19 protein-coding genes are annotated in these 25,597 nt (G+C 73.3%); 4 read left to right on the top strand and 15 right to left on the bottom strand.

What is annotated here, in order from left to right:
• Nucleotides 1-245: 245 nt before the first annotated feature.
• The 4 genes from ACSUPT_RS22625 to ACSUPT_RS22610 all read right to left on the bottom strand — a co-directional run bounded on the left by ACSUPT_RS22625 (nucleotide 246) and on the right by ACSUPT_RS22610 (nucleotide 4,526).
• On the bottom strand, nucleotides 246-878 hold the full coding sequence (locus tag ACSUPT_RS22625; protein ID WP_436945382.1) for a hypothetical protein: 633 nt from the start codon (nucleotides 876-878) through the stop codon (nucleotides 246-248).
• An 89-nt stretch (nucleotides 879-967) separates the two neighbouring features.
• Entirely contained in the window at nucleotides 968-1,678 is a 711-nt protein-coding gene (locus ACSUPT_RS22620) for a ribonuclease HII (RefSeq protein ID WP_351965038.1), read from the bottom strand.
• 240 nt (nucleotides 1,679-1,918) lie between these two features.
• The gene (locus ACSUPT_RS22615; protein ID WP_361657753.1) at nucleotides 1,919-2,830 is read right to left on the bottom strand and encodes an ADP-ribosylglycohydrolase family protein; all 912 of its coding nucleotides are present in this window, start codon (nucleotides 2,828-2,830) and stop codon (nucleotides 1,919-1,921) included.
• Nucleotides 2,831-2,915: 85 nt separating this feature from the next.
• Nucleotides 2,916-4,526 (bottom strand): ABC-F family ATP-binding cassette domain-containing protein, encoded by a 1,611-nt coding sequence (locus tag ACSUPT_RS22610; protein ID WP_436945381.1) that lies wholly within the window; start codon nucleotides 4,524-4,526, stop codon nucleotides 2,916-2,918.
• A gap of 109 nt (nucleotides 4,527-4,635) precedes the next feature.
• On the opposite strand from ACSUPT_RS22610, the gene ACSUPT_RS22605 reads away from it, so the two are divergent.
• Complete coding sequence (locus ACSUPT_RS22605; protein WP_436945380.1) at nucleotides 4,636-5,340, top strand: TetR/AcrR family transcriptional regulator; 705 nt, start codon at nucleotides 4,636-4,638, stop codon at nucleotides 5,338-5,340.
• Between the two features lie 112 nt (nucleotides 5,341-5,452).
• Here ACSUPT_RS22605 and ACSUPT_RS22600 read toward each other — a convergent pair whose 3' ends face one another.
• Entirely contained in the window at nucleotides 5,453-6,058 is a 606-nt protein-coding gene (locus ACSUPT_RS22600; RefSeq protein ID WP_351965042.1) for a YdbC family protein, read from the bottom strand.
• A 133-nt stretch (nucleotides 6,059-6,191) separates the two neighbouring features.
• Here ACSUPT_RS22600 and ACSUPT_RS22595 point away from each other — a divergent pair, with 133 nt between their 5' ends.
• Nucleotides 6,192-6,716, top strand: a complete 525-nt coding sequence (locus ACSUPT_RS22595; protein WP_351965043.1) for a TerD family protein — start codon at nucleotides 6,192-6,194, stop codon at nucleotides 6,714-6,716.
• Nucleotides 6,717-6,927: 211 nt separating this feature from the next.
• On the opposite strand, the gene ACSUPT_RS22590 is transcribed toward ACSUPT_RS22595, so the two are convergent.
• Together ACSUPT_RS22590 and nrdR are read right to left on the bottom strand one after the other, a co-directional pair.
• Complete coding sequence (locus ACSUPT_RS22590; RefSeq protein WP_351965044.1) at nucleotides 6,928-9,813, bottom strand: vitamin B12-dependent ribonucleotide reductase; 2,886 nt, start codon at nucleotides 9,811-9,813, stop codon at nucleotides 6,928-6,930.
• 155 nt (nucleotides 9,814-9,968) lie between these two features.
• Nucleotides 9,969-10,478 carry a transcriptional regulator NrdR gene (gene nrdR / locus ACSUPT_RS22585; RefSeq protein ID WP_351965045.1) on the bottom strand — a complete coding sequence of 170 codons (510 nt, stop codon included), beginning with the start codon at nucleotides 10,476-10,478 and terminating at the stop codon, nucleotides 9,969-9,971.
• Between the two features lie 519 nt (nucleotides 10,479-10,997).
• On the opposite strand from nrdR, the gene lexA reads away from it, so the two are divergent.
• Nucleotides 10,998-11,798, top strand: coding sequence for a transcriptional repressor LexA (gene lexA / locus ACSUPT_RS22580; protein ID WP_351965046.1), 801 nt, complete (start codon nucleotides 10,998-11,000; stop codon nucleotides 11,796-11,798).
• A 200-nt stretch (nucleotides 11,799-11,998) separates the two neighbouring features.
• Here the strand turns inward: lexA and ACSUPT_RS22575 are convergent, their stop codons facing one another.
• Complete coding sequence (locus ACSUPT_RS22575) at nucleotides 11,999-13,972, bottom strand: ATP-dependent DNA helicase (RefSeq protein ID WP_351965047.1); 1,974 nt, start codon at nucleotides 13,970-13,972, stop codon at nucleotides 11,999-12,001.
• Between the two features lie 159 nt (nucleotides 13,973-14,131).
• Nucleotides 14,132-15,469, bottom strand: coding sequence for an aminotransferase class III-fold pyridoxal phosphate-dependent enzyme (locus ACSUPT_RS22570; RefSeq protein ID WP_436946252.1), 1,338 nt, complete (start codon nucleotides 15,467-15,469; stop codon nucleotides 14,132-14,134).
• Between the two features lie 479 nt (nucleotides 15,470-15,948).
• Between ACSUPT_RS22570 and ACSUPT_RS22565 the strand changes: the two genes are divergently transcribed.
• Nucleotides 15,949-17,127 (top strand): trypsin-like serine peptidase, encoded by a 1,179-nt coding sequence (locus tag ACSUPT_RS22565; RefSeq protein ID WP_361657767.1) that lies wholly within the window; start codon nucleotides 15,949-15,951, stop codon nucleotides 17,125-17,127.
• A gap of 70 nt (nucleotides 17,128-17,197) precedes the next feature.
• Here ACSUPT_RS22565 and hflX read toward each other — a convergent pair whose 3' ends face one another.
• The 6 genes from hflX to miaA form a co-directional block, all read right to left on the bottom strand.
• Complete coding sequence (gene hflX / locus ACSUPT_RS22560; RefSeq protein WP_351965049.1) at nucleotides 17,198-18,691, bottom strand: GTPase HflX; 1,494 nt, start codon at nucleotides 18,689-18,691, stop codon at nucleotides 17,198-17,200.
• A gap of 135 nt (nucleotides 18,692-18,826) precedes the next feature.
• Complete coding sequence (locus ACSUPT_RS22555; RefSeq protein ID WP_436945379.1) at nucleotides 18,827-20,329, bottom strand: M1 family metallopeptidase; 1,503 nt, start codon at nucleotides 20,327-20,329, stop codon at nucleotides 18,827-18,829.
• A 196-nt stretch (nucleotides 20,330-20,525) separates the two neighbouring features.
• Nucleotides 20,526-22,607: a RelA/SpoT family protein gene (locus tag ACSUPT_RS22550; RefSeq protein ID WP_436945378.1), complete on the bottom strand. Its 2,082-nt coding sequence runs from the start codon at nucleotides 22,605-22,607 to the stop codon at nucleotides 20,526-20,528.
• Between the two features lie 301 nt (nucleotides 22,608-22,908).
• The gene (gene dapF / locus ACSUPT_RS22545) at nucleotides 22,909-23,781 is read right to left on the bottom strand and encodes a diaminopimelate epimerase (RefSeq protein WP_361657778.1); all 873 of its coding nucleotides are present in this window, start codon (nucleotides 23,779-23,781) and stop codon (nucleotides 22,909-22,911) included.
• A gap of 191 nt (nucleotides 23,782-23,972) precedes the next feature.
• A complete protein-coding gene (locus tag ACSUPT_RS22540; protein ID WP_351965100.1) occupies nucleotides 23,973-24,443 on the bottom strand; it encodes a hypothetical protein in 471 nt (156 codons plus the stop codon).
• A gap of 105 nt (nucleotides 24,444-24,548) precedes the next feature.
• The gene (gene miaA / locus ACSUPT_RS22535; protein WP_351965053.1) at nucleotides 24,549-25,487 is read right to left on the bottom strand and encodes a tRNA (adenosine(37)-N6)-dimethylallyltransferase MiaA; all 939 of its coding nucleotides are present in this window, start codon (nucleotides 25,485-25,487) and stop codon (nucleotides 24,549-24,551) included.
• Between the last annotated feature and the right edge of the window lie 110 nt (nucleotides 25,488-25,597).

Here is a 25,597-nt window from a genome sequence, read left to right as displayed (position 1 = left end):
ACCGGCACCGCGGCCGGCGCCCGGCGGTCCGGCATCACAACCGGCAGGCCGGACCTGGTGTCGGCGCTCCAGCACCGGACCGACGGACCAGTACCGGACCAACGGGCCGGAACCGCGACCGACAGTCCGGTCGTGTGTCCCGCGGGCGGAACTCCTGGTGCGGAACCAGCGGGTCGGCCGCGCGATCGGCGGAGGCTCGTACCGTGCCGGGCGGGAATGCCGCCCGGCACGGCCACGAGCCTGCGTCAGAACGCGGTGCCGAGCGCGGCGTTGATCCGCTTCGGCTCGCCGCACACGATGAGCAGTGCGCCGGCGCGGCTCAACGCGGCGGGCAGCGCCCGGGCGGTGGTGGCGTCGTCGCCGCCGTTGACCGCGACGACGACCACGGGCCGGGCCGAGGCGCGGTCCAGAGCCGACGCGTCGGCGAAGAACACGTCGTCGCGGGCGTCGTGCTGCGCCCAGTACGACGCCTCGCCGAACGACAGCTCGTGCGCCGCCCACGGGTGCTGCTCGCCGGTGGTGAGCACCAGGATGTCGCCGGGTGCGCGGCCGGTCTCCAGCAGCAGGTCGACGGCCTCCTCGGCGGCGTCGAGCGCGCCGTCCAGCGGGGCCGGGATCAGCTGGATCTGCGGTTCGTTCCGGGACTGCCCGGAACGGTTCTCCGGCCGGGCCGCCTGCTGGGTGCCGGAGGCCTGCGGGCGCGGCGCCGCAGGCGTGGGCCTGGCCGGGCCGGGACCCGGACGGCCGGGGCGGGGCGAGGCCGCGGTGCGCGGGCCGGGTACGGGTCGGGGGGTCGGCGCGGGACGGCTGGCGGCCGGCGTGGCGCGGGGACCCTGGGCACTCTCGTGAATCTGAGGCTCCTCGGGGGTGAGAGGCATAATCGGATGTTTATCAAACGCCGGTGCGAGTGGCATCGGCGGGTGGCTCATATGCGACAGCCCGTCGTTGCGGGCCGTCTGGCGGTGGGTCAGAAGTCGAAGCCGAGCTGGCCCCCGCTTTCCAGTGCGGCCGCCTCCGCGGAGACACGGACCTTCTTCAGGTGCCGCCACCGGGGCAGCGCGTCCAGGTACGCCCAGGTCATGCGGTGGTGCGGGGTGGGGCCGAGCTCGGCGAGCGCGGCCTTGTGCACGGGCGACGGGTAGCCGGCGTTGGCCGCGAACCCGAAGGGCGCATATGTGTCGTACTGCGACTCCAGTTCGGCCATCATGGCGTCCCGCCGCACCTTGGCGATCACCGATGCGGCCGCCACGGCGACGCAGGACTGGTCGCCCTTGATCACCGTGCGGACCTGCCAGGGGTCGCCGAGGTAGTCGTGCTTGCCGTCGAGGATGACCGCGTCGGGGCGCACCGGCAGCGCGTCCAGCGCCCTGACGGCGGCCAGCCGGAGCGCGGCCGTCATGCCGAGCTCGTCGATCTCCTCCGGTGAGGCGTGCCCGAGCGCGTGGGCCGTGACCCACTGCTCCAGCTCCACGGCGAGCTCGGCGCGGCGCTTGGGGGTGAGGAGCTTGGAATCGGTGAGCCCGGCGGGGGGCCGGCGCAGTCCGGTGATGGCGGCGCACACCGTGACGGGCCCTGCCCACGCCCCGCGTCCGACTTCGTCGACTCCGGCGATGACCTTGGCGCCGGTTGTCGCCCGGATCGAGCGCTCGACGGTGTGTGTGGGTGGTTCGTACGGCATGGCGCCTGACAGGTTACGCCGCCCGTCCCCTCCCGCGACACCCGGATTGGCATCCCGTGCCTTCCGCCGCTCCGAGCGGGGTCGGCGGACCGGGGTGCGGAAGGCCGCGGCGGTGGCGGGGCGGCAGTCGCCACCGCGTTCCCGACACCATCATAGGTACGCCGATGCGGCCGTCGGCCAGCCCTCTGACCTGCGCGGGGACCGTTCGTGGGCGAGCGCGGGCACGGGGGTGGGCAAGCCTCAGCGGGCGGGGCCGGCCGGCATCCAGTCGGGGAAGTCCTCGGTGCGGGCCACCCAGTCGGCGGGCGGGGCGCCGGCGGGTGTGGCGGCGACCACACCGCCGACGATGGCGCAGGTGGTGTCGACGTCGCCGCCGGCCTGCGCGGTCGTCCAGAAGGCGCGTTCGTAGTCGCCGAGGGCGCGGGCCGCGGACCACAGGGCGAACGGCACCGTGTCATGGGCCGTGGTCCGCCGCCCGCAGCCGAGGACCGCGGCGACGGTCTGGGTGTCGTCGTAGTCCAGCATGTCGCGGGCGCGCCGCAGGCCGGCGCCGACGGCGCTGCGCGGTACGAGGGCGATGACGGCGTCGAGGAAGTCGGTGGCCTTGGGGGGTCCCTGGGGTGCCGCGGCGAGGGCGGCGGCGGCCGCGACCGCCATGCAGCCGACGACCGCTTCGCGGTGCTGGTGGGTGGTGTAGGAGGAGATCTCCGCCTGGTGGGTGGCCTGCTCGGGGTCGTCGGCGTACCAGGCGCCGAGGGGGGCGATCCGCATGGCCGCGCCGTTGCCCCAGGAGCCTTGGCCCTGGAACAGTCCTGCGGCGAGTTCCCGCCAGTCTCCGCCTTCCCGGACGAGGCGGAGCATGCGGTTGACGGCCGGGCCGTAGCCGCGGTCGAAGTCGTGGTGGACGGCGAAGGAGTGGGCGAGCGCGTCCTGGTCGATGCGGCCGTGGTCGGCGAGGACGGCCACGACGGAGCAGGCCATCTCGGTGTCGTCGGTCCACTGCCAGGGGTCGGGCGGCAGCTCGCGCCGCTTCAGGAGGGGGTAGTTGGCGGGGACGAAGAACTGGGAGCCCAGGGCGTCCCCCACGGCCAGTCCGCGGAGACTGGCGAGAGCGCGTTCGAAGCGCCGGTCGGGAGAGAGGTCAGCGGTCATCGCCCTGCCACTCTATCCGGTGACGTCTCTCCCGTCCGGGTTCAGCTTGCGAGGCGTCCGGGCTCGGCGGGCGAGGCGTCCGGGCTCAGTTTGCGAGGCGTCCGGCCTCCAGTCGCTGGACGCGGCCGGTGAACCGGCGGCGGAGCAGCCGGTCGTGGGAGACGACGACGAGGGCGCCGGTCCAGTGGTCGAGGGCCTCGTCCAGTTCTTCCACCAGGCCGAGGGCGAGGTGGTTGGCCGGTTCGTCGAGCAGCAGCAGGTCGGCGGGGCGGGCCAGGAGCCGGGCGAGCGCAAGCCGGCGGCGCTGCCCGGCGGAGAGGGAGCCCACGGGCGTGTGGAGCTCCCTGGGGCGGAACAGCCCGTATGACAGCAGGAGTTCCTCCTTCTCGTCGTCCGTTCCGGTGAGGCCTCGGCCGAAGGCGGTGAGCAGCCGCTCCGCCGGGCGGCCGACGGGTATCTCCTGGGCGAGGTACCCGATGCGGCCGCGCCGGGTGACGGTGCCGGTGTCCGGGGTGAGCTGTCCGGCCATGACGCGCAGGAGTGTGGACTTGCCCGCGCCGTTGCCGCCGTGGACGAGCAGCCTCTCCCCCGCCGCGACGGTGAGCCGCTCGACGGCGAGGCGGTCGCCCACGCGCACGTCCGAGAGGGTCACCAGGTCACCGTCGGCCGTGCCTGCGATGGGCCGGGCGGAGAACGCGAGGGGGCGCGGGGGCGGCGGCACCGGGTCCTCGTGGAGGCGGCGCAGCCGCTCGCGCGCGGCGCGGACGCGCCCGGAGACCGACGCCTGGACCCGTCCGGCCGCCCGGTCGTAGGCCATCTTGTTGTTGTCCTTGATGCCGCGGCCCGCGGCGACACCGTGGGCGGTGGTGGCGGCATACGCCTCCAGCCGGGCGGTCTCGTCGCACCAGTCGGCGTAGGACTGCTCCCATCGGCGGCGGGCGGCGGCGCGCTCCTCGCGGTAGCCGGCGTAGCCGTTGCCGTAGCGCACGACGGTGTGGCGGTCCGCGTCCACGTCGAGCACGGTGGTGGCGACGCGCTCCAGGAACACGCGGTCGTGGGAGACGGCGACGACCGTGCCGCGGTGGGCGAGGAGGGCGTCCTCCAGCCAGTCGAGGGCCGTCTCGTCCAGGTGGTTGGTGGGCTCGTCCAGCAGCATCACCTCGGGGGCGGCGGCGATGAGGCAGGCGAGGCCGAGGCGGGCCTGTTCGCCGCCGGAGAGGCTGCCGAGGAGCCGGTCCCGGCCTGTCCCGGCGAGGCCCAGGCCGTGCAGGGCCTTGTCGACCCTGGCATCCGCCTCGTAGCCGCCGCGCAGTTCGTACGCGGTGAGCAGCTCGCCGTACGCGGTGAGGGTCGCTTCGTCGGCACCGCCCAGGGCGGCTTCGAGGTCGCGCAGTCGCCGCTCCATGGCGCGCAGCTCGTGCAGGGCGGCGTCGACGGCCTCACCGACCGTGCGGTCCGGCGGCAGCTGCGGCGTCTGGGTGAGGAGACCGGCGCCGCCCTCGGCGAGCGTGATCACCTCCCCCTCGTCGGGGGTCTCCGTGCCGGCCAGGAGGTGCAGCAGCGTCGACTTGCCCGCGCCGTTCTCCCCCACGATGCCGATCCGCTCACCGGGGCGCACCGTGAGGGACACGTCATCGAGCAGCAGCCGCTCACCTCGGGACTTGGTCACGTGGTGCAGGGAGATCTGTGTGGGCAAGGGCACCTCCGGTCGCGCGGCAGCGGGAACGAGCACCACTAAACGCAACTTCAGTGGCGTTATGGAGAGTGTGGCACACTCGTTCCATCTAACGCAACAGGAGTAGCAATTGGCTGACGAAGAGGACCGGGCGAACCACCGGCCCGAGACCGAGCGCTCCGATGTCGGCCGCCCGGGAACCCGCCGCCCGGGCGGCCGGACGGCCAGGACCCGCGCGGCCGTCCGCGACGCGGTGCTGACGGGGCTGGCCGAGCACGGCTATCCCGGTCTCACCGTGGAGTACGTGGCCGAGCGGTCGGGCGTGCACAAGACGACGCTGTACCGCAGGTGGGGAGGGGTCGAGGAGCTGGTCGCGGACGCCCTCGACCTGGCGGGCGAGGACTCCTGGACACCCCCGGACACCGGCGGCCTGGAGGGCGACCTGCGGGCGCTCGCGCGGGAGGTGTGCGACTCGTTCGCCGACCCGGCGGCGGCGGCCGCGCCGACGGCGTTCATCGCGGCGGCGTTCCAGTCCGAGCGCGCGGCCGACGCGTTGCGGGCCTTCTACGCGGAGCGGTTCGCGCGCTGCGAGGCCGTGGTCGAGCGGGCGGTGGAGCGGGGCGAGGCCCCGGCCGGTACGGACGCGGGCGCCGTCGTACGCGCCGTCTCGGCCCCGCTGTTCCTCCGGCTGTTCGTGACGCGGGAGCACGTGGACACGGCGCTGGCCGACCAGGCGGCCGCGGCGACGATCGCGGCGGTACGGGCGGGGGCCTTCACGCCCCGGACGGGCTCGGACCGGGCGGTCCGCGCGAGCGCACCGGCCGCGCGGGACTGACCACCCGGCCGACCGCCACGGGCCGGGCACCGGGCGGCAGGCCACGAGCCACCCCGCGCCGGGACGACGACCGGCAAGGCCCGTGCCGCCGGCGGCGCCGCCCGCCGCCGTGTCACACCGTCCAGGCCGCCTCGAGGTCCACGACGTCCCCGGTCAGGGCGACGACGTCCACGGCCAGTTGGGCGCGCAGCGCGAGCCGCTCCACCCGCTCGGCGCGGTACTTGCCGTGCTCGGCCGCCGACTGCCACATGGACAGGACCAGGAACTCGTTGCCGGGGGCCTCGCCGAACATGCCCCGCAGCATGCCGGGCGATCCGGCCATGGCCGGGTTCCAGACCTTCTCCTGCATCAGGGCGTAGTGCTCGACCCGGTCCTCGCGGATGCGGCTGTGGGCGACCCGTACGACATCGGCGTCCGTGAAGCGCGGCTCGAAGCCGGTCTTCACGTCGAAGCGGTAGTCGAACAGCTTCACCTGCGCGTCCTTGAAGGTGCCGGACTGCGCGGCGGCGAGCCGGTCGTGGGAGCGCGCCATGAAGGAGTCGTAGAAGGGGCGGCTCTCCCAGAAGGAGAAGACATGGGCCACGCCGGGGCGCAGCCGGCTCCAACCGCCGCCCTGTCCCCGGAAGCCGGGCTCCCCCGGCAGCCCCGCCCATTTCCGCTGCCCCCGTTCGAACCCGCGACGGTCCACCACGGTGCAGCGAATCCACTTGACCAGCACCGCGCCATCGTACGGCGCCGGGAACCGGCCTATGAGGCGTTCGTCACTGACGCTCCGTGACACCATGGACAACGGGTTCGCAGCGAAGGGGACTTGGCCCCTCCGCTGGACCGCACCCGGAGAGGGGGAAGCAGTGAGCAGTCTCAACAAGGGCGTGGCCAAGGTCGAGGTGGCCCTCAAGTGGGACCCGAGCAGCAGCGGCCCGGTCCACGACCTCGACATCATCGCCGCGGTCTACGGCGCGGACGCTCCGACCGGCGAACCGGCATACCTGGTCCACTTCGACAGCCGCTCCCCGGACGGCACGATCACGCTGAACCGGGACAGCCGTACGGGGCAGGGCTTCGGCATCGACGAGTCCATGACGCTGGAGCTCAACCGGCTCGCGCCCGCCTACGCGCGCGTAGTGGTGGGCGTCGCCATCCAGCAGGGCGCCGGACGGGTCACCTTCGGCGACGTGGCGAACACCGGCGTGATCGTCAAGGAGGGGTACGACGAGCTGTTCCGCGACGACTTCGGCGCCGTACGGGACGCCACGTCCGCGACGGTCGTGGAGTTCACCCGCGAGGGGCCGAACACCTGGACGTACAAGCCCGCGGTACGCGGCTTCGACTCCGACCCGGACGCCTTCACCCGGCTGATGGGGGCGCCCCGGTAAGGCCCGGCACCGTCGGCGGCCTCCGGTGCGTGTGCCGCCCCCGGGCGCAGCGGTGGGACAGCAGGCCGGCCGTCCGGAGCGGCGGGGCCGGTCCCGCACGCAGGTCAGCGGTACGCCGAAGGGGACCGGCCAAGGATGGTCGGTCCCCTTCGCGTGCTGCCGGTCAGCCGGCCCTACGGGCCACCGCCCGCGGCGACCGCCGGGCCCGGTATCAGCTGCAGCCGCTGGTCGAGCCGCAGCCCTCGCAGATGTAGCAGGAGCCGGCGCGCTGCATCTTCGTGCCGCACGAGAAGCACAGCGGGGCGTCGGCCTGGATGCCCAGCTGCATCTCCACCAGCTCGGCGGACGTGTGCGCCTGCTTCGGGGCCGGGACGGCCGCCGGGGCCTCCGCCTTGGGGGCGGGGGCGGCCTTCGGGGCCTCCTGCTGGCGCGGGGCGGACTGGGCCAGGCCCTCGACGTCCACCTCGTCGTCGGCCGGCTCGTACGAACCGGTCTCCAGGTGGCGCTGGCGCTCCTCGGCGGAGTGGATGCCGAGCGCCGAGCGGGTCTCGAACGGCAGGAAGTCCAGCGCCAGGCGGCGGAAGATGTAGTCGACGATCGACTGCGCCATCCGCACGTCCGGGTCGTCCGTCATACCGGCCGGCTCGAAGCGCATGTTCGTGAACTTCGAGACGTACGTCTCCAGCGGCACGCCGTACTGCAGGCCGACCGAGACGGCGATGGAGAAGGCGTCCATCATGCCCGCGAGGGTCGAGCCCTGCTTGGACATCTTCAGGAAGACCTCGCCCAGACCGTCGTCGGGGTAGGAGTTGGCCGTCATGTAGCCCTCGGCGCCGCCGACCGTGAAGGAGGTGGTGATGCCGGGACGTCCCTTCGGGAGGCGCTTGCGGACCGGGCGGTACTCGACGACCTTCTCGACCTTGGCGGGCTCGACGACCTCGGCCTTCTTCTCCTCCTCCTTCTTCTTGGCGGAGAGCGGCTGGCCGACCTTGCAGTTGTCGCGGTAGATCGCGAGCGCCTTGACGCCCATCTTCCACGCCTCGAAGTAGATCTCCTCGACCTCCTCGACGGTCGCCGTCTCCGGCATGTTGACCGTCTTGGAGAGCGCGCCGGAGATCCACGGCTGGATCGCGGCCATCATCCGGACGTGGCCCATCGGGGAGATGGCCCGCTCGCCCATGGCGCAGTCGAAGACCTCGTAGTGCTCCTGCTTGAGGCCCGGCGCGTCGATCACATTGCCGTGCTCGGCGATGTGGGCGACGATCGCCTCGATCTGCTCCTCCTGGTAGCCCAGGCGGCGCAGGGCCTGCGGGACCGTGCCGTTGACGATCTGCATGGAGCCGCCGCCGACCAGCTTCTTGAACTTGACCAGGGCGAGGTCGGGCTCGAGGCCGGTGGTGTCGCAGGACATCGCGAGACCGATGGTGCCGGTCGGGGCGATGACGGACGCCTGGGAGTTGCGGAAGCCGTTCTTCTCGCCGAGGCGGAGCACGTCCTGCCAGGCCTCCGTGGCGGCGGCCCAGATCGGCGTGTCCAGGTCGTCCATACGGACGGCCTCGGAGTTGGCGTCGGCGTGCTGCTTCATGACGCGCTTGTGCGCCTCGGCGTTGCGGGCGTAGCCGTCGTACGGGCCGACGACGGCGGCCAGCTCGGCGGAGCGGCGGTACGAGGTGCCGGTCATCAGCGAGGTGATGGCGCCGGCCAGGGCGCGGCCGCCGTCGGAGTCGTACGCGTGGCCGGTCGCCATCAGCAGGGCGCCGAGGTTGGCGTAGCCGATGCCCAGCTGGCGGAAGGCGCGGGTGTTCTCGCCGATCTTCTCGGTCGGGAAGTCGGCGAAGCAGATGGAGATGTCCATCGCCGTGATGACCAGCTCGACGACCTTCGCGAAGCGCTCGATCTCGAAGGACTGGTTGCCCTTGCCGTCGTCCTTCAGGAACTTCATCAGGTTCAGCGAGGCGAGGTTGCAGGACGTGTTGTCCAGGTGCATGTACTCGCTGCACGGGTTCGAGCCGTTGATGCGGCCGGACTCGGGGCAGGTGTGCCAGTGGTTGATCGTGTCGTCGTACTGGATGCCCGGGTCGGCGCAGGCCCAGGCGGCCTCGGCCATCTTGCGGAAGAGCGCCTTGGCGTCGACCTCCTCGATGACCTCGCCGGTCATCCGGGCGCGCAGGCCGAACTTGCCGCCGGACTCCACGGCCCTCATGAACTCGTCGTTCACGCGGACGGAGTTGTTGGCGTTCTGGTACTGGACGGACGTGATGTCGTCGCCGCCCAGGTCCATGTCGAAGCCCGCGTCGCGCAGGGCGCGGATCTTCTCCTCCTCCTTCACCTTGGTCTCGATGAAGTCCTCGATGTCGGGGTGGTCGACGTCGAGGATGACCATCTTGGCGGCGCGGCGGGTGGCGCCGCCGGACTTGATGGTGCCGGCGGAGGCGTCGGCGCCGCGCATGAAGGAGACCGGGCCGGAGGCGTTGCCGCCGGAGGACAGCAGCTCCTTGGAGGAGCGGATGCGGGAGAGGTTCAGGCCGGCGCCGGAGCCGCCCTTGAAGATCATGCCCTCTTCCTTGTACCAGTCGAGGATCGACTCCATGGAGTCGTCGACGGACAGGATGAAGCAGGCGGAGACCTGCTGGGGCTGCGGCGTGCCGACGTTGAACCACACCGGCGAGTTGAAGCTGAAGATCTGGTGGAGGAGGGCGTAGGCGAGCTCGTGCTCGAAGATCTCCGCGTCGGCGGGCGACGAGAAGTAGCCGTACTCCTCGCCGGCCTTGCGGTAGGTCTTCACGATGCGGTCGATGAGCTGCTTCAGGCTCGTCTCGCGCTGCGGCGTGCCGACGGCACCCCGGAAGTACTTGCTGGTGACGATGTTGACCGCGTTCACCGACCAGAAGTCGGGGAACTCGACGCCACGCTGCTCGAAGTTGACCGAGCCGTCGCGCCAGTTGGTCATGACGACGTCACGGCGCTCCCAGACGACCTCGTCGTACGGGTGCACGCCGGGGGTCGTGTGGATCCGCTCGATGCGCAGGCCCTTGCCCGCCTTGTTGGACCCCTTGGCGCGGGAGCCTCGTGCCGGGCCGCTCGTCGTCTCTGTCATGCCGCCTCCCATATACGGGCAAAAACGCCCTGATGTGCCCAGATCTTCCCAAGGCACGGTTTCCGTCTGTTGTCGTGAGCACTGCGAACAGCACCCGTGACAGGTCGATTGGCCGCTCCGCGGCCGGTCGCCGGACGCCGGGTCCGGCCGGCCGCTCAGTCGGCGGAGGCCGCGGGCACCGGGACCGCGGGGGTCGCGCCGGTGCCGCCCTCCTCCGCGGGCCGCCGCTCGCGCAGCTCCGCGATGGCGGCCTCGAAGTCTTCCAGCGTGTCGAACGCGCGGTACACGGACGCGAAGCGCAGGTACGCGACCAGGTCGAGCTCCCGCAGCGGGCCGAGTATGGCGAGGCCGACGTCGTGCGTGGTGAGCTCGGCGCTGCCGGTCGCCCGGACGGCCTCCTCGACCCGCTGGCCGAGCTGCGCGAGGGCGTCCTCGGTGACGGGGCGTCCCTGGCAGGCCTTGCGCACGCCGTTGATGACCTTGGTCCGGCTGAAGGGCTCGGTCACCCCGCTCCGCTTCACGACCATCAGCGAGCAGGTCTCCACCGTGGTGAAACGGCGGGAGCAGTCGGGGCACTGGCGGCGGCGTCGGATGGACGTCCCGTCGTCGGTGGTGCGACTGTCGACGACACGGCTGTCGGGGTGCCTGCAGAAGGGGCAGTGCATGGTCCCAAGCCTCCTTCACAGCACGACTGAATAGCCTCGCGAGGCCCTCCCGGACCCCCTCGAAGCAGCCACAAGCATAGGCGATGCCCAGCCCCCGATTGGACGGGGGACCACAACTTCTAGGTGGCTGTCACCATGCAACCACTACATGTAGGGGCCGAGCCTCATTCGCGGCGCAGCGCGTGTCGCGCCGCCCACCGGCTTGCGGGCCGCGCACGAGCCTACGGCACCGCCCGCCCCGGACCCCTGCGGGGCACCCCGCGCCGAGCCGCTGGGAACGCTCGGCGGACGGCGTGTCGCGCCGCGCCGCGGGGGGTGCGCGATTTTCCATGAGCGGCGGGCGATACCGTAATAGCCCGAATTGCCTCCGCGCCGCCGGCGGCGAAAGGTCGCACATACACCCAGGCGCACGCACACGTAAGCCATTCCGCGTTTTTTCACTCGAACGTGTGTTTGGCGCAACCTTTCGAAAGCAACTACCGTTGTGCCAGCCAGGGAGACCATTCGAGAGGGGCCGACGTGACCACCACCGCAGACAGTGCCACCATCACAGCCCAGGACCGCTCCCAGGGCCGATTCGAGCCGGTACACGCCATGACCGTGAAGAACGCGAACGATGCGGGCACGACGCCCGAGCCCGCCAAGCCCGCACGAGCGCTCCCCGGCCGACCTCCCGGCATCCGGGCGGACAGCTCGGGCCTCACGGACAGGCAGCGGCGGGTGATCGAGGTCATCCGCGACTCGGTCCAGCGACGGGGATACCCACCGTCCATGCGGGAGATCGGCCAGGCGGTCGGCCTGTCGAGCACGTCCTCGGTGGCGCATCAGCTGATGGCGCTGGAGCGCAAGGGCTTCCTGCGGCGCGACCCGCACCGCCCGCGCGCGTACGAGGTGCGGGGCTCCGACCAGCCGAGCACCCAGCCCCCGGACACGGCCGGCAAGCCCGCCGCGTCGTACGTCCCGCTAGTCGGCCGGATCGCCGCCGGTGGTCCGATCCTGGCCGAGGAGTCCGTCGAGGACGTCTTCCCCCTCCCCCGGCAGCTGGTGGGCGACGGTGAGCTGTTCGTCCTGAAGGTCGTCGGCGACTCCATGATCGAGGCCGCCATCTGCGACGGCGACTGGGTGACGGTCCGCCGCCAGCCCGTCGCGGAGAACGGTGACATCGTGGCCGCCATGCTCGACGGCGAGGCCACGGTCAAGCGCTTCAAGCGCGAGGACGGCCATGTCTGGCTGCTCCCGCACAATGCCGCCTACCAGCCCATCCCTGGCGACGAGGCGACCATCCTCGGCAAGGTGGTGGCGGTTCTGCGGCGGGTCTGACACCCGCCGGCCCCCGACCGGGCCCCGGGACCCCTGCGCCGGTCCCGGGGCCCTGCCATGCCCGGCGCACCGGCGGTGCTGGGCGCGCCGCCGCGTTTCGGCCAGTCGACGATGCCGTGTCATGTCCGGCCGCGCTGTGCCCGGCGCACCGGCGGTGCGGGGCGCGCCGCCGTGTTTCGGCCGCCGTGGCGCCTCCGGCCTCAGACCGCCGTCTTCTCCTTCGCCGCCTGGTCGATGGCCGCCAGGGAGCGGCGCACCTGATTGCGGTCCGTCGTGTACCAGAAGTCCGGCATGGAGGCGCGCAGGAAGCTGCCGTACCGGGCGTTCGCCAGGCGCGGGTCCAGGACCGCCACCACTCCCCGGTCGCCCGTCGCGCGCACCAGGCGGCCCGCGCCCTGCGCCATCAGCAGCGCGGCGTGCGTCGCGGCGACGGCCATGAAGCCATTGCCCCCGGCCTCCTCCACGGCCTTCTGGCGGGCGCTCATCAGCGGGTCGTCGGGGCGCGGGAACGGGATGCGGTCCATCACCACCAGCTGGCAGTTGGGGCCCGGCACATCGACGCCCTGCCAGAGCGAGAGCGTTCCGAACAGGCAGGTCTCCGCGTCGTTGGCGAACGCCTTGATCAGTTCACCGAGCGTGTCCTCGCCCTGGAGCAGCACCGGCACGTCCAGGCGGCCCCGCATCTCCTCAGCGGCCGCCTGCGCGCCCCGCATCGACGAGAACAGGCCGAGGGTCCGGCCGCCGGCCGCCTCGATCAGTTCCGCCAGCTCGTCCATCATGTCCGTGCGGCTGCCCTCGCGCCCCGGCGTCGCCAGGTGCCGGGCCACGTAGAGGATGCCCTGCTTGCGGTAGTCGAACGGCGAGCCGACGTCGATGCCCTTCCACACCGGGAGGTCGTCGCCCTCGACCCCCTCGGGGGCGAGTCCCAGCGAGGCCCCCACACCGTTGAAGTCCCCGCCCAGCTTCAGCGTGGCCGACGTCAGCGTGACCGACCGGTCCGCGAACAGCTTCTCGCGCAGCAGTCCGGAGACGGACAGCGGCGCCACCCGCAGGGACGCGCCGAAGCGGTCGTGCCGCTCGTACCAGACGACGTCGTACTCGGAGCCGTTCGCGATGCGCTCCGCGACCGCGTGGACGTTCTCCACGGACGCCAGGGCCTGCTTGCGGACGGCGTCCTCGTCCTGGACCGACCGGTCGCGGGTGTTGCCCAGCGCCGTGATCACCGTGCGCGCCGCGTCCCGCAGCGCCATCAGCGCGTACGCCAGGTCCTCGGGAAGCTCCTGGAGGCGGCCCGGCAGGGCCAGCTCCATCAGCTTCTCGAACCCCTCGGCCGCCGTCTGGAGCTGGTCGGCGGCCTTCTCGTCGACGAGCTTCGCGGCCCGCCGCACCGCCCGGTTGACCTGGCCGGGCGTGAGCTCGCCGGTGGCGACACCGGTGACCCGGGAGACCAGCTCATGCGCCTCGTCCACGATCAGCACCTCGTGCTGCGGCAGGACCGGGGCGCCCTCGATGGCGTCGATCGCGAGCAGCGCGTGGTTGGTCACGACGACCTCGGCGAGCTTGGCGCGCTCCCGCGCGGCCTCGGCGAAGCACTCGGCGCCGTACGCGCACTTGGTGGCCCCCAGGCACTCGCGGGACGAGACCGACACCTGCCCCCAGGCCCGGTCGGAGACGCCCGGCGTCAGGTCGTCGCGGTCGCCGGTCTCCGTCTCGTCCGACCAGTCGCGCAGGCGCAGCAGGTCCTGCCCGAGCTTGCTGGTCGGCGCGGTGGCCTCGAACGGGTCGAAAAGCCCGTCCTCCTCGTCTTGTGGGACGCCCTCGTGGAGGCGGTGGAGGCACAGGTAGTTGGAGCGGCCCTTGAGCATGGCGAACTCGGGGCGGCGGCGCAGCAGCGGGTGGAGCGCGTCGACCGTGCGGGGCAGGTCCCGCTCGACCAGCTGGCGCTGGAGGGCGAGCGTGGCCGTCGCCACGACGACGCGGTCCCCGTGCGCCAGGGCGGGCACCAGATAGCCCAGGGACTTGCCGGTGCCGGTGCCGGCCTGGACGAGCAGGTGCGTCCCGTCGTCGATGGCCTGGGCGACGGCCTCGGCCATGGCGACCTGGCCTGGCCTTTCCGTACCGCCGACGGCGGCGACGGCGGCGTGGAGGAGCTCGGGGAGGGATGGCTTCGTCATAGCCCGTCCACCCTACGGGGCCGCACTGACAGTCGGCCCGTCCCGCGGGGGTCCCCGTCCGGTTCCGGCCACTCCCCCGGCGGCGGCCGCCCCGCGCAGAAGCCGGAATTCCCCGTGCGAGGGGATTCCGGCACGTCGGATTGACGGTCGGGGCGGTTCTCAGCCGCGCTGGGCCCGTTCGGCCGCGGCGAGGGCGTCGGCGAACCGGTCCAGTACGGCGTCGGCCTGCCCGTCGGTGAGCGTCAGCGGCGGGAGGAGACGCACGACGCCGGAGTGCCGCCCTCCCGTGCCGACGATGAGGCCGCGCTCCAGGCACTCCCGCCGTACGGCCTCCGCCAGTGCCGGCGCGGGCGGCGGCACGTCCCCGAAGCGGGCGTCCGTGTCGACCAGTTCGACGCCGATCATGAGCCCGCGCCCCCGGACGTCCCCGACGGCGGGGTGCGCGGCGGCGAGTTCCCGCAGCCGGGCCAGGAGCCGGGCGCCGAGCTCCGCGGCCCGTTCCGCGAGGCGGTTCTCCCGTACGTAGCGGAGGGTCGCCGTCCCCGCCGCCATCGCCAGCTGGTTGGCCCGGAAGGCGTCGGCGCGCCCGCACGGCCCGCCGCGGTCGAGGGCGGAGCGGTAGACGATCACGGACAGCGGGAGCGAGCCGCCCAGCGCCCTGGACACGACCAGCACGTCCGGTACGACCCCGCTGTGCCCGACCGCCCAGAACGCCCCCGTACGCCCGAGACCGGTCAGCGTCTCGTCGGCGACCAGCGGGACCGACCGGGCGGCGGTGATCTCCCGCATGCGGCGCAGCCAGCCGTCGGGGGCTGGCACCACCCCGCCCCCGGCCTGGACCGGTTCCACGATCATCGCGGCGGGCGGGTCTGTCCGGAAGTCCGGGGCGTCGAGGAGGGTCTCGGTCCAGCGGGCGGCGAGGTCGGCGCCGCCCCCGCCGCCGACGCCGAACGGGCAGCGGTACGGGTGCGGGTACGGCAGCCGCGTCACCCGTCCGGTGCCGCTCGGGGCGCCGGGGCGGCCGGGCGGGGCCTCGCCGCCGTACGGGGCTTCGCCGCCTGCCGGGGCCCCGGCGAAGGCGAGCAGGCCGGTGCGGCCGGTCGCGGCGCGGACCAGGTCGAGCGCCGCGTCCACGGCGTCCGTGCCGGCGGGCCCGCAGAACTGGATGCGGGCCTCCCGTGCGAGGTCGGGCGGCAGGGTCGCGAACAGTTCGGTGGTGAAGGCGTCGCGGACCGGGGTGGCGAGGTCCAGGACGTGGAGCGGCGCCCCGGAGTCGAGGACCTTCTTGACGGCTTCGAGGACGACCGGGTGGTTGTGTCCGAGTGCGAGGGTGCCCGCGCCGGAGGTGCAGTCGAGGTAGCGGCGGCCGTCCGCCCCCTCCACGGTCACGCCGCGGGCCCGTACGGGGACGACGGGCAGCGAGCGGGCGTAGGTGCGGGCGGCCGGTTCGCGCAGGGTCTGCCGCCGCAGGATGCCCTCGGGTCCGGCGGGCGGGATTCGCTCGCATGCGGCGGCCCCGACGGCCGGGAGGCCGGTGGGCGGGGTGGCCTCGCCCGGGGCGGGCGCGATGCCGGGGGCGCCGGCGGGCGGGGCGGTTCCGGGGCCGGCGGGCGGTGCCGCCGTGGCTGGTTCGGTCGCGGCCACGTCTGGGGTCCTCCCGTCGGTAGGGGTGTCGCACATCGGTACGGCGCCCGGCCGCCCCGCGTTCGCCTCGGGGCCGCCGGGGCGTCCGCCCGTACCAACGACGACATCTCCGGGGGATCACGGTCATATCGAAGATCCGTCTTAGGGGGAACCGCCGCCCTGCCGCACGCCGTCCCCAACGGCACCGGCATAGTGGGGGCCGCACTTCGGCGTCCGGCGCCCCGGCAGCGCCCGGTGCCGCCGGAGTGCGGAGTTCCGTACTCCGTAGTTCCGCGTTTGGAGGAGCGCTTCCGCGGAGGCGCTCGGTTCACGAAGTCCCAGGGGGATCACTCATGCGAACGATTCGTCCGCTGCTCGCGTCGACCGCCGTGGCGGCGGCGCTGGCGCTGACCGCCACGGGCTGCGGTCCCGAGGAGGACCCGGCCGCCGCGCCCAGCGCCTCCGCGGTGCAGACGCCCGGCGGGGACGGGAAGATCACCATCCCGGACGATCTGAAGGACCGGCTCAAGCAGCACGGGATCGACCTCGACAAGTGGCGGGGCGGTGAGTGGAAGAACTGGGACAAGGACAAGTGGCTGCGTGAGGCCCAGGACTTCGTCAACCCGATCATCGAGGACCTGTGGGACCCGGACCGCATGCGGGAGGCGGAGGAGCCGGACCAGCCCGTCGAGGACGGTGACCTGCCCGACGACGCCGGGGTGACCGACCCGACCCCGAAGCGGATCGAGGCCACGCAGGTCGAGCCCGAGTACCACAGCAGCGCGCCGGAGGCCGGCAAGCTGCTGTTCGACGGCCCCAAGGGCTCGATGGTCTGCTCGGCCACGGTCGTGAAGGACCCGGCGAACCCCGGCAAGTCGAACCTCGTGTGGACGGCCGGGCACTGCGTCCACGCGGGCAAGAACGGCGGCTGGTACCGGAACATCGCGTTCGTCCCGTCGTACAACGACAAGGGCCTGTCGACGGCCGAGCTGGAGAAGGCGTCCCGCGAGGAGATCGCGCCGTACGGCGTGTGGTGGGGCGACTGGGCGCAGACCTCGCAGCAGTGGATCGACCAGGGCGCGCCGACCGGCGGCCAGGGCGCCCCGTACGACTTCGCCGTCATCCATGTGACGCCGGAGAAGGGCAGCGGCGGCAAGTCGCTGGAGGAGACGGTCGGCTCGGCGCTGCCGGTCGAGTTCGCGGCGCCGGCCGTGTCGAAGATCGCCAGCATGGAGGCGACCGGCTACCCGGCCGCGCCGCCGTACGACGGTCAGAAGCTGTTCCAGTGCGCCGACAAGCCGGGCCGGCTCTCGGTGAAGGCCGACCAGCCGACGATGTACCGCATCGGGTGCAGCATGACCGGTGGCTCGTCGGGCGGTGGCTGGGTGGCCACGGGCAAGGACGGCAAGCCGGCGCTGGTGTCGAACACCTCGATCGGGCCGGTGCAGGCGGGCTGGCTCGCCGGGCCGCGCCTCGGCGCGGAGGCGAAGGGTGTCTTCACGGCGGTCAGCGAGAAGTTCGCCGGACGCTGAGCGGGCCCTCCCGGCAGAGTGAAGCGGGGCCCCGGCCGATGTGGCCGGGGCCCCGCTCCATGTTTGTCGGTCAGGCCGTCACGGCGCTGAACGGAGCCAGCAGCGCGGCGAGCTCGCTGTGGACGCGCGCCTTGAGCAGCGTGCCCTCCGGGGTGTGCTCCTCGGAGATCACCTCGCCCTCGGCGTGCACCCGCGAGACGAGTCCGCCCTGCGTGTACGGGACGAGCGCCTCGACCTCGACCTCCGGGCGGGGCAGCTCGGCGTCGATCATCGCGAGCAGTTCCGCGATGCCCTGGCCGGTCCGCGCGGAGACGGCGATCGAGTGCTTCTCGACCCGCAGCAGCCGCTGCAGGACGAGCGGGTCGGCCGCGTCCGCCTTGTTGATCACGACGATCTCGGGGACGTTGGTCGCGCCCACGTCGCGGATCACCTCGCGCACGGCGGCGAGCTGCTCCTCCGGCGCCGGGTGCGCGCCGTCCACCACGTGGAGGATCAGGTCGGAGTCGCCGACCTCCTCCATGGTGGAGCGGAACGCCTCGACCAGGTGGTGCGGCAGGTGCCGGACGAAGCCGACCGTGTCGGCCAGCGTGTAGAGCCGGCCGCTGGGCGTCTCGGCCCGGCGCACCGTCGGGTCGAGGGTGGCGAACAGCGCGTTCTCCACCAGCACGCCCGCGCCGGTCAGCCGGTTGAGCAGGGACGACTTGCCGGCGTTGGTGTAGCCGGCGATGGCGACCGAGGGCACCTTGTTGCGGCGGCGCTCCTGGCGCTTGATGTCGCGCCCGGTCTTCATCTCCGCGATCTCCCGGCGCATCTTCGCCATCTTCTCGCGGATCCGCCGCCGGTCCGTCTCGATCTTGGTCTCACCGGGGCCTCGGGTGGCCATGCCGCCACCGCCGCCGCCGCCCATCTGCCGGGACAGCGACTGACCCCATCCGCGCAGCCGCGGCAGCATGTACTGCATCTGGGCGAGCGCGACCTGCGCCTTGCCTTCGCGCGACTTGGCGTGCTGGGCGAAGATGTCGAGGATCAGGGCGGTCCGGTCGACCACCTTGACCTTGACGACGTCCTCCAGGTGGATGAGCTGGCCGGGGCTCAGCTCACCGTCGCAGACGACCGTGTCCGCGCCGGTCTCCAGCACGATGTCGCGCAGCTCGTCCGCCTTGCCCGAGCCGATGTACGTGGCCGGGTCGGGCTTGTCGCGGCGCTGGATGACGCCGTCCAGGACGAGCGCGCCCGCCGTCTCGGCGAGGGCGGCCAGCTCGGCCAGGGAGTTCTCGGCGTCCTGCACGGTCCCGGAGGTCCAGACCCCGACCAGCACGACGCGCTCGAGGCGCAGCTGCCGGTACTCGACCTCGGTGACGTCTTCGAGCTCGGTGGAGAGGCCTGCCACACGGCGGAGCGCGGCGCGCTCCTGGCGGTCGAACTGGTCGCCGTCGCGCTCTCCGTCGATCTCGTAGCTCCAGGCGACGTCCTCTTCCATCAGGGCATCGGCCCGAAGGCTCTCGGCGCGGTTCGGCTCCGCGGAGCTCTGCTTGTCCTGGGAAGGGGATGAAGAGGAGGTCATTGGGTCCTTACGTCGATGGAAAAGTGATTCGTCGGACTCAACGCCCGCACTTCACGGATGATTCCCGGAAAGGGGCGGGCCACTCCGCTGCGGCGCCGCCGACGTGACGATGGTCGCACGGCCGCGCCGGACCCGTCACGCGGGTTTCCGCCCGTGTGCGGCCGGGGCCTGGGGCGGGGCAGGGGCCTTCGTCGCGGTCGGGGCCTTGCTGCGCCAGTCGGGGTGGCCGGGCATCGGCGGGGTCTTCTCGCCGTACAGCCAGCCCCGCAGGAAGCCGGTGAGGTCGCGGCCGGCGACGGCGGAGGCGAGCCGGACGAAGTCATCGGTGCCCGCCGTGGAATGCGCGTGGTCGCTGACCCAGCGCCGCTGGAGGGTGTCGAAGGCGGCGGTGCCGATCTCCTGCCGCAGGGCGTACAGGACGAGGGCGCTGCCGTCGTAGACGACCGGCCGGAACAGGCCGCTCTTGCCGCCGCGGCCGGGCGGGCGGGGCGCGGCCGGGGGTCCGCCGGCGGCGCGCCAGCCGTCGGACGCGGCGTACGCCTCGCGCATCCGCCGCTCCAGCGAGGCGTGGCCGGTCTCCTCGGCGTACAGGGCCTCGTACCAGGTGGCGTGCCCCTCGTTGATCCACAGGTCGGACCAGGCGCGGGGCGTGACGCTGTTGCCGAACCAGTGGTGGGCCAGCTCGTGCACCATGATCGATTCGACGTACCACTGGGGCAGGTCGGGGTCGGTGAACAGGCCGCGCTCGAAGAGGGAGAGCGTCTGCGTCTCCAGGGCGAAGCCGGTGGTCGTGTCGGCGACGAGCACGCCGTACGTCTCGAAGGGGTACCGGCCGGTCCTGGCCTCCATCCAGCGCAGGTGCGCGGGGGTCCTGCGCAGCCAGCGCTCCATCCGCTCCCGGTCGGCGGCCGGGACGACGTCGCGCAGCGGCAGTCCGTGCGGGCCGGTGCGGCGTACGACGGCGGAGCGGCCGATGGAGACCTGCGCGAGCTCCGTCGCCATCGGGTGGGCGCCCCGGTACGTCGTGGTCGCCGTGGGTCCGGCGACGGCGTGGGCGACGGCGCGGCCGTTGGCGACGGCGACGAACTCCTTGGGGGTGGTGACGCGGATGGTGAAGTACGCCTTGTCGGCGGGGTGGTCGTTGCAGGGGAAGACGCGGTGGGCGGCGTCGGCCTGGTTGGCCATGGCGAGGCCGTCGGCGGTGCGGATCCACCCGCCGTCGTCCCCGGCGGCGGCCGGATCGCTCGTGTGGGTGACGGCGATGGTGAGCCGCTCCCCCTTGGCGACGGGCCGGTCGGGGTGGATGACCAGGTCTTCCTTAGCGGCGCTGAAGTCGGCGGGGCTGCCGTCGACGGTGACGGAGGTGACGGTGCCGTGGGAGAAGTCGAGGTTGACGCGGTCCAGCCGTTCGGTGGCCCGTGCGTCGATCTTGGTGAGGGTGTCGAGGGGCTTGCGGTTGTCGCCGGTGTAGGTGAAGGCGATGTCGTACGCGAGGACGTCGTAGCCGGGGTTGCCGAGGTGCGGGTACAGCGGGTCGCCGATGCCGAGCGGCTCGGGTGCGGGTACGGCCGCCGCGATGAGCCCCGCGGACGCCGCGGCGAGGAGGGCGGCGCGCAGGCGTGGGGAGGTGAGGGTCATGGGTCACCGCTATCAGCGTGCGGGGCGCGCTCCGGGGCGGCGCGCGCCCGGCGCACCCGAACGAGGGCGGCGCGCGGGCGCACGGTGGTCCGTCCGGCGGGGTCGGCGCGCTGGACAGGGGCTACCGGGGCGAGGCCGGGTGCTGGGCGCGGGACGGCTACCGGGGCGGGGCCGGACGTGCTGGGCCCGGGCAGGGCTACTGGGCCGGGTGCTGGGCGCGGCTCACGTCGTACACGCCGGGTACGTCGCGCATGGCGCGCATCAGCGCGGGCAGGCCGCTCGCGTCAGGCAGCTGGAGCGTGTAGGTGTGGCGGACGCGCTGTTCGGCGGGGGGTTCCACGGTGGCGGAGACGACCGCGGCACCGGCCGTGGCGATGGCCTCGGTGAGGTCGGCGAGCAGCCGGGGGCGGCCGAACGATTCGGCGACGAGCGTGACGCGGCAGGGTGCGGCACCGCTCCAGCGCACGGCGACGGGCTGCCGGCCGAGTTTCTCCATACGGCGTACGGCGGGGCATTCGGTGCGGTGGACGGTGACGGCGCCGCCGCGTACGGAGAATCCGGTGACGGCGTCGGGCGGTACGGGCGTACAGCAGCCCGCCAGGCGGACGCCCGTGTGGGGGGCGTCCACGACGGCGTTGGCGGTGGGCTGGGGGCCGGTGACGACGGCGGCGGCGGGCGGGCGCGGGTCGGCGGCCGGGGTGTCCGGGTCGTGGGGGTGGGTGGCCAGCCAGTGGCTGATGGCGATGCGCGCGGTGGGGGTGATGGCGTGTTCCAGCCAGTCGGGGGACGGACCGGAGCCGGCGTCCTCGGCGAGCAGCGGCTGGACGGTGTCGCCGTCGTGGAGGACGGTGCCGAGGGTGGCGAGCCGGCCGTTGACGCGGGCGCCGACGCAGGCGTGGGCGGCCGTGCCGTGCTGCTCGTACGCGGCGTCCACGCAGGTGGCGCCGGCGGGGAGGGCGAGGGTGCCCCCGTCCGGGAGGAAGACGGTGATCTCGCCGTCCTGGGCGAGATCGGCGCGCAGCGAGGTCCAGAACGTGTCGGGGTCGGGGGCGGACTGCTGCCAGTCGAGGAGGCGGGAGAGCCAGCCGGGGCGGGTGGGGTCGGCGCGCTCGCCGTCGTCGGCGGTGTCGGAGCCGTCGGCGGGGGCGGCGTAGGGGTTGCCGAGGGCGACGACTCCGGCCTCGGCGACCTTGTGCATCTGGTGGGTGCGGATGAGGATCTCCGCGACGGCGCCGTCGGGCGCGGCGACGGCGGTGTGCAGCGACTGGTACAGGTTGAACTTGGGCGCGGCGATGAAGTCCTTGAACTCGGAGATCACCGGGGTGAAGCAGGTGTGGAGCTCGCCCAGCACGGCGTAGCAGTCGGCGTCCTCGGAGACGAGGACGAGCAGCCGCCCGAAGTCGGTGCCGCGCAGTTCGCCGCGTTTGAGGCTGACGCGGTGCACGGAGACGAAGTGCCGGGGGCGGACGAGGACTTCGGCGCTGATGCCGGCGTCCCGCAGGACGGTGCGCATGTCGTCGGCGACGGTCGCGAGGGCGTCGCCCGCGTCGGCGTTGCGGGCGATGAGGGCGCGGGTCCGCTCGTACTCGACGGGGTGGAGGATGGCGAAGACCAGGTCCTCCAGTTCGGTCTTGAGGGCCTGGACGCCGAGCCGCTCCGCGAGGGGGATCAGGACGTCGCGGGTGACCTTGGCGATGCGCGCCTGCTTCTCGGGGCGCATGACGCCGAGGGTGCGCATGTTGTGGAGCCGGTCCGCCAGTTTGATGGACATGACGCGGACGTCGTTGCCGGTGGCGACGAGCATCTTGCGGAAGGTCTCGGGCTCGGCGGCGGCGCCGTAGTCGACCTTCTCCAGCTTGGTGACGCCGTCGACCAGGTAGGCGACCTCCTCGCCGAACTCCTCGCGGACCTGGTCGAGGGTCAGGTCGGTGTCCTCGACGGTGTCGTGGAGGAGGGAGGCCGTCAGTGTCGTGGTCTCCGCGCCGAGTTCGGCGAGGATGAGCGTGACGGCGAGGGGGTGGGTGATGTACGGCTCGCCGCTCTTGCGGAACTGGCCCCGGTGGGAGGACTCCGCCAGCTCGTACGCGCGGCGCAGGACGGCGAGGTCGGCGTCGGGGTGGTGGGCGCGGTGCGCGTCCGCGACGTGGCCGATGGCGTCGGGCAGGCGGTCGCGGGCGGTGGGGCCGAGCAGTGCGGCCCGGCCGAGCCTGCGCAGGTCGATTCTGGGGCGGCCGCGCCTGCGGCCGGTGGCACTGGGGTTGGTGGCCTCTGCGCTCATGGGGCACCTCCGGCGGCGTCGACCGGCGGTGGGCGGGTACGGCGTGGCCGCCCTGCCGGTGCTTGATGCTACCGAGCCCACCACGTGGCGCAGTCGCGCTCTCGCCCAGCGTGAACGGGATCACCCATTCGAGGGAGGCTCGCGCGCGTACGGTTTCGCCCGCTGACCGAACCTGTGCCGAGACGGCCGTTTCGGCCCGTGCCCTGACGGCGGCGTGCGCCCCGCACGCGAACGGCCGTCCCGGCGCTCCGCCCGGACGGCCGCTCCTGTCCCGTGCCGGGACGGCCGATTCCGCCTGTGCTCAGGCGGCCGTCCCGGAGAGCCAGGCGGGGTCGATGTGCCCCTCGGCGACGATCACGGCGGGGCCGGTCATCTCGATCTGCCCGTCGGGCCGCTCGGTGATCACCAGCGTGCCGCCGAGGACGTCGACGGTGTACGTGACGGGGGTGCCGGTCTCGGCCGGGTCGAGCCCGTCGCGGCGGGCGGCGGCGACGGCGACCGCGCAGGCGCCCGTGCCGCACGAGCGGGTCTCGGCGGCGCCGCGCTCGTGGACGCGCATGGCGACGTGCCGGGGGCCCCGGTCGGCGACGAACTCGATGTTGACCCCGTCGGGGTAGACGGCGGCGGGGGCGTACGGCGGCTCGGTGTGGAGGGTCCCCGCGTGGGCGAGGTCCTCGACGAAGGCGACCGCGTGGGGGTTGCCCATGTTGACGTTGCGCGCGGGCCAGCTGCGGCCGTCGACGGTCACCGTGACCCCGGCCTCGGGGAGCACGGCGCGGCCCATGGAGACGGTCACGTCGCCGTTCTTCGCGAGGTGGACCGGCTTGACGCCGCCGCGGGTGGCGACGGCGACATCGCCCGCGGTGACGTGCCCGGCGTGCATCAGATAGCGGGCGAAGACGCGGACGCCGTTGCCGCACATCTCGGCGATGGAGCCGTCGGCGTTGCGGTAGTCCATGAACCACTCGGCCTCGTCGGCCATGTGGCGGGCGTCCGGGTGGGCGGCGCTGCGGACGACGTGCAGCACCCCGTCGCCGCCGATGCCGGCGCGGCGGTCGCAGAGCCTGGCCACCAGGTCTGCGGGCAGGTCGATGGCGTTGTCCGGGTCGGGCAGGATCACGAAGTCGTTCTCCGTGCCGTGTCCCTTGAGGAAGGCGAGGGGTGCGGTGGTCACGCGATCAATCGTACGGGTCCGGTACGACAAAGCACCGGGCGGGCGTGCGGCCACGGGCCGGGAGCGCGTCCCGCCTGGTGGCTTCGGGCGGTGCTCGGTGGCGCCACGCGGTGGGGCTGGTGCGCCCGCCCGGTGATGCCGCGCGGTGGGGGCGCCCGGCGGGGCGTGCCACCCCGCCGTGCGGACGGGTGTCAGCGCAGGCGGGCGACGCGCCAGACGGCGAGGGCGACCATCAGGGTGACCCCCGCGGCGTACAGGGCGATCACGCGCCAGTCGGGGCGCTCACCGGAGCCGCGCGGCGGCAGGCCGGGCCAGGTGTAGCCGACGCGGCGGGCGGCCATCATGCCCCAGCCGGCCGCGCAGCCGCACAGCAGCAGCCCGAGCATCGCGAGGACGGCGCCGCCGTCGCCGGAGCCGAAGGCCAGCGGGAAGGCGAACATCAGGGAGCCGAGCGCGCCGAGGCCGACGATCGGGGCGAGCTGCCAGATGCGCAGGCGCCGCTGCGGGCGCAGCTCCACCTCGACCTCGTCGGGGGTGATGTCCTGCGCCCCGTCCTCGGTCAGCTCGGGGCCGTCCGGGCTGAGCCGCGGCGCTTCCGGCGCCTGCGGTTCTCCGCCGTCCGGCGCCTCTCGCCGTTCTCTGTCGCGAGGGCCGGCCTCCATCGCCACGCGCCCTCCCCACTCGGTCCACTGGTCGATCGATGCTCGATGATGGCACGGCCACGGCCACGGAAATGACGGGCAGGGCGTCCCGATGCCATCACGTGATCAGGCTGTAACCGCTCGTTCGACCAACGTCAGGGCACGGCGCGGGAGTTCCCCGCGGTCCGCGGCGCCTCCGCTGAGCCATCTGACCCGCGGGTCACGGCGGAACCAGGAGTCCTGGCGGCGCGCGAAGCGCTTGGTGGCGCGCACGGTCTCCTCGCGCGCCTCCTGCTCGGTGCACTCCCCCGCGAGCGCGGCGAGGACCTGCTGGTAGCCGAGGGCGCGGGAGGCGGTGCGGCCCTCGCGCAGGCCGCCGCGCTCCAGCTCGCGCACCTCGTCGACGAGTCCGGCCTCCCACATGCGGTCCACCCGCTCGGCGATCCGGGCGTCCAGCTCGGGGCGCTCGACGTCCACGCCGATCTGGATCGTGTCGTACACGGAGTCGTGGCCCGGCAGGTTGGCGGTGAACGGCTTGCCGGTGATCTCGATGACCTCCAGGGCCCGCACGACGCGCCGTCCGTTGCTGGGCAGGATGGCGCGGGCGGCCTCGGGGTCGGCGGCGGCGAGCCGGGCGTGCAGGACGCCGGAGCCGCGCTCCTCCAGCTCCGCCTCCAGACGGGCGCGGACGGCCGGGTCGGTGCCGGGGAACTCCAGGGCGTCGATGGCTCCGCGTACGTACAGGCCGGAGCCGCCGACGAGGACGGGCGTGCGGCCCTCGGCGAGCAGCCGGTCGATCTCCGCGCGCGCGAGGCGCTGGTACTCGGCGACGCTGGCGGTCTGGGTGACGTCCCAGATGTCGAGGAGGTGGTGGGGGATGCCGCCGCGCTCCTCCGGGGTCAATTTGGCGGTGCCGATGTCCATCCCTCGGTACAGCTGCATGGAGTCGGCGTTGACGACCTCGCCGCCGAGCCGCTGCGCCAGGTGGACGCCCAGATCGGACTTTCCGGCTGCGGTGGGGCCGACGACGGCGATGACGCGGGGGGCGGGGACTGTGCTGCTCACCGCCCCAGTCTCGCAAACGCCGGGGGGTGTCCCCGAACGAGCTACGTGACGGGGCGCTGACGGCGTCGTTGCCAGTTGCGAGGTTCCGCCCGCCGGTCCGGGTACCGGCC

Source organism: Streptomyces sp. SudanB25_2051 (assembly GCF_964272635.1).
Lineage (GTDB): Bacteria > Actinomycetota > Actinomycetes > Streptomycetales > Streptomycetaceae > Streptomyces.
The sequence above is the reverse complement of the archived record's forward strand: the minus strand, read 5'-3'. Positions and strand labels throughout refer to the sequence as shown.